3 protein-coding genes are annotated in these 4,596 nt (G+C 58.3%); all 3 read left to right on the top strand.

Annotated elements, in window-relative coordinates; all coding sequences use genetic code 11:
* Positions 1 to 718 (top strand): amino acid permease (locus tag VGC62_RS22915; protein WP_331189363.1); only part of this gene is annotated, 718 nt, incomplete at its 5' end.
* On the top strand, positions 715 to 3,000 hold the full coding sequence (locus VGC62_RS22910) for an Orn/Lys/Arg decarboxylase N-terminal domain-containing protein (protein WP_331189362.1): 2,286 nt from the start codon (positions 715 to 717) through the stop codon (positions 2,998 to 3,000). The genes VGC62_RS22915 and VGC62_RS22910, both read left to right, overlap by 4 nt.
* 714 nt (positions 3,001 to 3,714) lie before the next feature.
* Complete coding sequence (locus tag VGC62_RS22905; RefSeq protein ID WP_331189361.1) at positions 3,715 to 4,044, top strand: isochorismate lyase; 330 nt, start codon at positions 3,715 to 3,717, stop codon at positions 4,042 to 4,044.
* The last annotated feature ends 552 nt before the right edge of the window (positions 4,045 to 4,596 follow it).

Genomic DNA, 4,596 nt, shown 5'->3' with positions numbered 1-4,596 from the left:
GGCGGCGGTGATCTACATCATGTCCACCAACGTTATCGCCGGGATTGTCAGCAACCCCGAACTGGTCGCGTCCACTGCGCCGTTCGGCTTGGCCTTCGCCCAGATGTTCAACCCCTTGGTGGGCAATGTGGTGATGGGCTTGATGATATTGGCCTGCGTCGGTTCGTTGCTGGGTTGGCAGTTCACCATCGCGCAGGTGTTCAAGAGTTCGGCGGACACAGGGTACTTCCTGCCGATCTTCGCCAAGGCCACCAAGACAGGTACTCCGATCGTGGGCATGCTGGTTCTCCTGGCGGGGCAGACCGCGATTGCTCTTTTGACGATCAGCCCGAACCTGAGCAAGCAGTTCGATGTTCTGGTGAACCTGGCGGTGGTCACCAATCTGGTGCCCTACATCCTGTCCATGGCGGCTTTGATGACCATGCAGAAGGTATCCAATGTGCCTGCGGGCAAAGCGCTGGTTACCAACATCGTTGCCTGGATCGCCGCAGCCTACAGCTATCTGGCGCTATACGCCTCGGGGGAGCAAGCGCTGATGCTCGGCGGGGTTGCGACCATCTTTGGCTACACGCTGTTTGGCTTCGTCAACAATCGTTTGATCCGCCTCGAAGCGATCAATAACAGCGTGCCGGTCCAGACGGTCAGCGCTCGGCATATTGAAGGGCAACCTATCCCGGTTAACAGCTTGAGCGGGGCTGCTCTGGAGGTTAGGTCATGACGGAAAACAGACATTCATTGGGCATGCTCACCCTGCTGATCAGCAGTCCGCCCGATAAGCGCACGGTGTTCGGTCGCGCCTTGGATCAACTGATCAGTGATGTAGAAGAGCGCTCCATCAGCGTGTTGTTCTCGGAAAGCCTGAGCGACGCGACGTCGATCCTGCATTCAGATCCCGCCATTCAGTGTGTACTGTTGAGCTGGGAGATGGATAAGAGCGCAGGGCATACGGAGTGCATCAAGCTGCTGACCCATTTGCGCGAGCGTAATACGCGAGTGCCGGTATTTCTGATCAGCGACCGCAGCACCGCATCAAGTATCCCGCTTGTGGTGATGCAACATGCGGATGATTTCATCTGGCTACCTGAAGACACCAGCCGCTTCCTTAGCGGACGGATACTGGCCGCTATCGAGCGTTATCGCCAGGCGGTACTGCCACCGATGTTCGGCGCACTGCTCAAATTTGCGCGTACCTATGAGTATTCCTGGCACACGCCTGGGCACGCGGGCGGCACGGCATTTCTAAAAAGCACGGCGGGCAGGGCGTTTTACGAGTTTTTCGGGGAAAACCTGCTGCGCTCGGACTTGTCGATTTCGGTCGGTGAACTTGGCTCGTTGCTCGATCACAGCGGCCCGATCGGTCAGGGCGAGCGCTACGCGGCCAAGGTATTCGGTGCCCATCGCACCTATTACGTCACCAACGGCTCGTCGACCTCCAACCGCGTCATCCTCATGGCCAGCGTCACGCGCAACCAGATCGCGCTGTGTGATCGCAACTGCCACAAGTCCGCTGAGCATGCGATAACGCTGTCGGGCGCCATTCCCACGTACTTGGTGCCGACCCGCAACCGCTTCGGCATCATCGGCCCGATCCTGCCGCAAACCCTGAGCGCCGAAGCGGTGAAAGCGGCAATTGCCAACAACCCGCTGGTCACGCAAAGCATCGACCCCACGCCGATCCACGCGATCATCACCAACTCGACCTACGACGGCCTGACCTACAACGTTACACGCGTTGAAGAACTGCTGGGGCAGAGCGTTGACCGGCTGCATTTCGACGAAGCCTGGTACGGTTATGCGCGGTTCAATCCGCTGTACCACGACCGCTTTGCGATGCACGGCAGCCCGGACGATCACGACGAATCACGGCCTACCGTATTCGCCACGCAATCGACCCACAAACTGCTGGCCGCGTTGTCCCAGGCATCGATGATTCATGTGCGCAACGGGCGTAATCCGATCCCTCATGGACGCTTTAACGAGTCGTTCATGATGCACGCCTCGACCTCGCCCAACTACGCGATCATGGCCTCGTGCGACGTCAGTTCGGCGATGATGGAAGCGCCCAGCGGGCAGATTCTGACCAACGAATCGATTGAAGAGGCTGTCGCATTTCGCCAGGTCATTTCGCGCATGCAGAGCGAAATGCTCAGTAACGACGACTGGTTTTTCTCCTGCTGGCAGCCACCTTCGGTGCAGGTGGACGGGCAGACTGTGGCGTTCCATCACGTCGACCCGATGACCCTCAGGACTGACCCGAACTGTTGGGTGCTTCATCCCAACGAGGTCTGGCACGGCTTCGGCGACATCGAAGACGGCTACTGCATGCTCGACCCAATCAAGGTCTCGGTGCTCAGCCCCGGCATGGGTGACGACGGGCAGTTGCTCGACTTTGGTATCCCGGCCTGCGTGCTCAGCGCGTATCTGGGGCGGCAAGGGATCGTGGTCGAGAAAACCACCGATTTCACCATTTTGTTCCTGTTCTCCATCGGCATCACCAAAGGCAAATGGGGCACGTTGGTCAATGCACTGCTCGATTTCAAACGCGACTACGACAACAACCTCGAACTCGAAGTGTGCCTGCCCGACCTGCTCACCGCGAACCAGCAACGCTATGCCGGCATGGGCCTGAAAGACCTGGCTCAAGACATCTTCGCGGCGATGAAGAAAAACAAAACCACCTCGACCATGGCACGAGCCTTCGGCATGCTTCCACAGGCTGAATACAGCCCGGTCGAAGCCTACGAAAAACTGGTCAAGAACGAAGTGGAGTTAGTGACCCTCGAACAGGCCGCTGGCCGTATCGTCGCTACCGGGATCGTGCCGTATCCACCGGGGATTCCGCTGCTGATGCCCGGCGAAAACGCAGGCCCGGCAGATGGCCCATTGCTGGCGTATTTGAAAGCACTGGAAAGCTTCGACAAATCCTTCCCCGGTTTCACCCACGACACCCACGGGATTGAAAGCGAGGCCGGGGTTTATCGGTTGTTGGTGTTGAAGTGAGGTAGCTGCGTTACCTGCAAAGATCGCCCGTCGTCTAGATGCCGCGCTGTCGCGCAGCAAACACGGGACTGTAGGAGTCGCCGGAGAAGACATGCGCCATTGGGAAGACGCAGCGCCTCGTACCCCAATACTTCACCGCTGCGGATGGCGGATGTCTTCAACGTGGCGGTTGATCGACTGTAGGAGTGAACGTGTTCGCGAGGCGGCGTTTCAGGCGCACCGCGTTAGTCGCCTCGCCAACAAGTTGGCTCCTACAGATTGAACTGCGCCCTCAGCCACAATTATCGGCCGCTGGTCATCCGTGGGCGGATGTCTTCAACGTGGCGATTGATCGACTGTAGGAGCGCGGCTTGTCCCGCGACCTGGCGCGCAGCGGCAGTAAACCCGGTGCGCGCGGCCTGCCAGTCACACTGCATGCACAGGTTTTACGACGGGTTCCCCGTCGGTCGCGGGACAAGCCCGACTCCTACATGGGGTTCAGGGCCAGAACGCACAAGGAGTGAACGTGTTCGCGAGGCGGCGTTTCAGGCGCACCGCGTTGGTCGCCTCGCCAACACGTTGGCTCCTACAGATTGAACTGCGCCCTCAGCCACAATTATCCGCAGCGGCTCCTACAGAGCTTGTTATTGATGCGGCACAAGGTCCAAACCCGGTACATTGCTGCCTGCTGCTGGATAGCAGCTTCAGAAATGTTTTCGGCCAAGGATGATAAACATGACCTCCCACCCGCCATTACTCCCCGACGTCTGTTCAGGGATGGATGACATCCGACGTGAAATCGATCGCATTGATCGCGACATAATCTTCATGCTCGGTAAACGCTTTGACTATGTAAAAGTAGCCTCCAGATTCAAGACATCAGAAACGTCCGTGAGAGCGCTTGAACGCTTTAAGGCCATGCTGTCGCAGCGCAGGCTTTGGGCAGAAGAAGCCGGCCTTAGCGCCGATGCGGTTGAGAAGATGTACCGGGATTTGGTGACCCACTTTATCGAAGAAGAAATGCGTCATTGGAAAGACGCAGAGCCCCGCACCACACAGACATAGCCCCAAGAGTCGTGTACACGACAAAACACAGCAGCGTGTAGATACTCTGGTCCCGGTCAAGCTTTCAGCCGGTGTTTTTTGCTGAAAAGCGTGGCCGTATCAAATGCTTCACCGCTGCGCAGGGTGTATGTCTTCAATGTGGCGGGTGATCGGCTGTAGGAGCGCGGCTTGTCCCGCGATCTGGCGCGCAGCGGCAGTAAACCGGTGCGCGCGGCCTGCCAGTCACACCGCATGTGCAGGTTTTACGACGGGTTCCCCGCCGGTCGCGGGACAAGCCCGACTCCTACATGGGGGCTGGGCCAGAGCGCACTGTAGGAGTGAACTTGTTCGCGAGGCGGCGTTTCAGGCGCACCGCGGTGGTCGCCTCGCCAACAAGTTGGCTCCTACAGATACTCTGCCCCCGGTCAGGCTGTCAGCAGGTACTTTTCGCTGAAAAGCTTGGCCATATCAAATACCTCACCGCTGCCGATGGCGTATGTCTTCCATGTGCCGGTTGATCGACTGTAGGAGCGAACTTGTTCGCGAGGCGCTGTTTCAGATACACAGAGTTGG

Source organism: Pseudomonas sp., from assembly GCF_036404235.1.
GTDB lineage: Bacteria > Pseudomonadota > Gammaproteobacteria > Pseudomonadales > Pseudomonadaceae > Aquipseudomonas.
Note: the sequence above shows the minus strand (reverse complement) of the source record. Positions and strands in the feature narration are given on the sequence as shown.